Source organism: Candidatus Andeanibacterium sp., from assembly GCF_057143545.1.
In genome coordinates this window covers 1-4,232 of record NZ_DBNHSF010000065.1, presented here as the reverse complement: position 1 = coordinate 4,232, position 4,232 = coordinate 1, and the positions used below count along the sequence as shown (strand labels likewise).

Genomic DNA, 4,232 nt, shown 5'->3' with positions numbered 1-4,232 from the left:
CTCCACTTCACCTCGGGCGGCAGGCTCATCAGGATCGCGTCGATATTGCCGCCAGTGCGCAGGCCGAACAGGGTCCCGCGGTCGTATACCAGGTTGAATTCGACATAGCGCCCGCGCCATTCGAGCTGTGCCTGCTTCTCCGCCTTGGTGAATTTCTGCCCCATCCGCTTGCGCACGATCTTCGGGAACACGTCGAGGAACGCCTTCCCGACGTCTTGCGTGAACGCAAAGTGCCGCTCGAACGCGGCATCGTCTTCGCATTCGAGATGGTCGTAGAAGATCCCGCCGACTCCGCGCGCGACATTGCGGTGCGGGATGAAGAAATAGTCGTCCGCCCATTTCTTGAACCGGTCGTAATAGGTCGGGTTGTGGCGCATGCAGGCGGCGCGGAAGGCGGCGTGGAACGCTTCGGTGTCCTCGTCATAGGGGATCGGCGGGTTCAAGTCCGCCCCGCCGCCGAACCACGCCTTGCTGGTGGTGAGGAAGCGGGTGTTCATATGCACCGCCGGGACATGCGGGTTCGCCATATGCGCGACAAGGCTGATGCCGGTGGCGGTGAAGCCGGGATTGTCCTCGTCGGCGCCGTTGATGGTGCCGGCGAAGCCCGGCGCGAATTCGCCCGACACGGTCGAGACATTGACCCCGACCTTTTCGAACACCTTGCCCTTCATCACCCCGCGCACGCCGCCGCCGCCTTCGGAGCCGTCAGCGGTCTCGCGGTCCCACGGGATATATTCGAATGTCGCCTTGCTCCCCGCATCGCGCTCGATCGCCTCGAACTCGGCACAGATCGAGTCGCGCAGGCTTTCGAACCAGTCGCGGGCCTTTTCGGTCTGGGCGCTCCAGTCGGTCATGGAGAAACCCTTGCCATGGCGCGCCCGCTGCGGCAAGGAACGGTGATGGTTCCCCTTTCGTTCGCAGGTCAGGAATTCGCGTTGGTGGCTGGCCGCGCGCTCTATTGGCCGCGCGAGCAGGCGCTGCTGGTGGCCGATTTGCACCTCGAAAAGGCGAGCTTTTATGCCCGTCACGGGCAGCTTCTGCCGCCCTATGACAGCCGCGAAACGCTCGAACGGCTGGCCGATGCGATCCGCGCGACCGGGGCGAAGCGGGTGTTCACCCTCGGCGACAATTTCCATGATAGCGAAGGACTCGACCGGCTCGAGCCGCACGCCGCGGGCATGCTCCACGCGCTGACCCGCGCGGTCGACTGGGTGTGGATCACCGGCAACCACGATCCGGCGCTCTCGGCCAAGGCCGGGGGGACGCTGGCCGAGGAACTCGAGGTCGGCGGGCTGCTGCTGCGCCACCAGGCGAAGCGGGGCGAGACTCGCCCGGAACTGTCGGGCCATTTCCATCCCAAGCTCAAGGTGACGCTGCGCGGCCGTTCGATCAGCCGCCCTTGCGCGGTGGTCGGCACGTCACCAGATAATGGAGGCCGCATGATCCTCCCGGCCTTCGGCGCGCTGACCGGGGGGATGGATGCGGCGGACCCGGCGATCCTCGATGCCATGCAGCCGGCCCTGGCGATCCACGCCATGGTCCAGGCAAAGGACCGGCTTGTCAGGTTTCCGCTCTGGCAAGCGGCGGCATGACGCCAGCCCGGCCGGGCCGGTCCGTTTGCCCCCTTTCGCTGGCCTTAGAATCCCTCTAAGACGCGCGCTTCGTATCGAACAGACAACAGGAGTAGCCTTATACCACCTCCCCCACGGCGAGTAATGACGCCCCCCGTCAAGAGCGGGCCGCGTTACGATCATCTCATCCAGTCCGAGAAGGTTCGCGTGATCGACGAGAACGGCGAGAACCTGGGTGTCATGTATACCGCAGAAGCGATGGAACAGGCCGCCGGCGTCGGCCTCAACCTGGTCGAAGTCTCGCCCAATGCCGATCCACCGGTCTGCAAGTTCCTCGATGTCGGCAAATATCGCTACGAGGCCCAGAAAAAGGCCAATGCCGCGCGCAAGACGCAGAAGACGCAGGATATCAAAGAGATAAAGATGCGCCCGAACATCGACACGCATGATTACGACGTGAAGATGCGGAGCGTCACCCGCTTCATCGAGGATGGCGACAAGGTGAAGGTCACCCTGCGCTTCCGTGGCCGCGAGATGAGCCATCAGGAGCTCGGCATGGACCTGCTGAAACGGGTCCAGGACGATGTCGCCGAATTCGCCAAGGTCGAAGCATATCCGCGGCTCGAAGGCCGCCAGATGCTGATGGTGCTGGCGCCGAAATAGGCTGGCCCGAAAATCACGAACTCACGAAGGGGCGCGGCGAAGGCTGCGCCCTTTTCGACTGGCGCTCAGTTGTCCTCGTCTTCCAGGCTTTCGCGGCCCAGGATTTCGGCCATCTGCTGCTGCAGCAGTGGGTCCCATTGCTTGCGCAGTTCCCGCACGCGATCGATCATCGGCTGGTTTTCCCACGGCGGGATTTCGAAATCGTAATAGTCGGCGATATCGCGCGTCGAGCGCCGGTCCATCTCCTCGAACGCGGACGCCATCTCCAGCGCGCGACTGTGCGAAACGCCGAGCGCCTCGTAGGCCGACCGGCCCATGCGCAGCGAAGAGTCATAGGTCTCGCGGATGACGTCGCGGCAGCCGAGCGACCACAATTCGAACACGTGGTTGCGGTCATAGGCGCGGGCGATCACATGCACCTGGGGGTAGTTCTTGAGGACATGGGTCAATAGCCGGTTGGTGGCCGCGCGGTCGTCGATCGCGATGATCAGCAGCCTCGCCCTGGCGATGCCGGCCGAATGCAGCAGGTCCGGCCGCGTCGCATCGCCATAATAGGCGCGGATCCCGAACTTGCCCAAAATCTCGATCTGGCGCGAACTGTAATCGATCACGGTCGCGCGATAGCCTGCGGTGTCGAGCATCCGGTCGACGATCCCGCCGACCCGTCCCCGGCCCGCGATGATGATCTCGCCGGTGTCCTCGATCGTATCGAAGGCCCGTTCGCGCCCCCGGTCGAAATGCGGGACGATCAGCCTGTCGTAGAGGATGAACAGCAGCGGGGTGACCAGCATCGAGAGCGCCACCACCAGCAACAGCTCTTCTGCCAGCGCGGCCGGCATGACCTGGTTGCCCACCGCGAAGGACAGCAGCACGAACCCGAATTCGCCGGCCTGCGCCAAAGCCAGCGAGAACAGCCAGCGGTCCTGTCCGCGGATTCCGAACAGCCCGCCGAGCACGTAAAGGACCACCAGCTTGGTCACGATCAGCACCGCGGTCCAGCTCAGCACGCTCTGCCAGTCCTCGACCAGCAGCGCGAAATTGATCCCCGCGCCGACCGTGATGAAGAACAGGCCGAGCAACAGCCCCTTGAACGGATCGATGTCGGATTCGAGCTCGTGCCGGTATTCGCTGTTGGCGAGTACCACGCCCGCCAGGAACGTGCCCAGCGCGGGGGACAGCCCGACCGTCGTCATCAGCAGCGCGATGCCGACCACGAACAGCAGCGCGGTCGCGGTGAACAATTCGCGCAGCCCGGCCATGGCGATGAAGCGGAAGATCGGGCGGGTCAGGAAGTTCCCGGCCAGGGCGATGAAGGCGATCGCCGCCAGCGTGGCAAGGCCCGACAGCCAGGCCGGCAGGCCTTCGAGGATGCTGCTCTCAGGGCCATGTCCGCCCGCCCCCGCATGGCCGGCGGCGGCCCCGGCGGCGAGTTCGGGGACCGCCAGCAACGGGATCACCGCCAGCATCGGGATGACCGCGATGTCCTGGAACAGCAGGACCGAAAAGCTCGACTTTCCGCCCTCGGTCTTCATCAGCCCCTTCTCGTCGAGCGTCTGGAGGACGATCGCCGTCGACGACAGGGCGAGGATCATGCCGATCACCAGCGCCGTCTGCCACCTTTCACCGGTGAGCAGCGCGACCGCCGCGAAGACCAGCATCGTCACCAGCACCTGGCCACCGCCGAGGCCGAGCAGGCGCCCGCGCATCTCCCACAGCTTGCGCGGTTCGAGCTCGAGCCCGATCAGGAACAGCATCATCACGACGCCGAATTCGGCGAATTGCTGCAACGAACCGACATCCACCCCGAGCACGACCAGCGCCGGGCTGATTGCCATGCCCGCGATCAGGTAACCGAGCACCGAGCCGAGGCCGAGCCGGGTCGCAATCGGCACCGCCAGCACGCCGACGCCGAGCAGGATCGAGGCAAGCAACAGGAAGTCGGCCATCGGCAAGTGCTAGATTGGAACCGCCGGCACCTCAAGCGGAGAGAGGAGCGGA

The 4,232-nt window shown here is 64.9% G+C and carries 4 protein-coding genes; 2 read left to right on the top strand and 2 right to left on the bottom strand.

The features are described from left to right. Window positions 1-854, bottom strand: an 854-nt coding sequence (hemF, locus tag AC16XC_RS04310) for an oxygen-dependent coproporphyrinogen oxidase (RefSeq protein ID WP_484033410.1), incomplete at its 3' end; no start/stop codon positions are given. Between the two features lie 45 nt (window positions 855-899). On the opposite strand from hemF, the gene pdeM reads away from it, so the two are divergent. Both pdeM and infC read left to right on the top strand, forming a co-directional pair. Continuing rightward, window positions 900-1,592: a ligase-associated DNA damage response endonuclease PdeM gene (gene pdeM, locus AC16XC_RS04305; protein ID WP_484033411.1), complete on the top strand. Its 693-nt coding sequence runs from the start codon at window positions 900-902 to the stop codon at window positions 1,590-1,592. A 123-nt stretch (window positions 1,593-1,715) separates the two neighbouring features. Then, on the top strand, window positions 1,716-2,234 hold the full coding sequence (infC, locus tag AC16XC_RS04300) for a translation initiation factor IF-3 (RefSeq protein ID WP_484033409.1): 519 nt from the start codon (window positions 1,716-1,718) through the stop codon (window positions 2,232-2,234). A 65-nt stretch (window positions 2,235-2,299) separates the two neighbouring features. On the opposite strand, the gene AC16XC_RS04295 is transcribed toward infC, so the two are convergent. Next, window positions 2,300-4,180: a monovalent cation:proton antiporter-2 (CPA2) family protein gene (locus AC16XC_RS04295; protein WP_484033408.1), complete on the bottom strand. Its 1,881-nt coding sequence runs from the start codon at window positions 4,178-4,180 to the stop codon at window positions 2,300-2,302. Window positions 4,181-4,232: the final 52 nt, after the last annotated feature.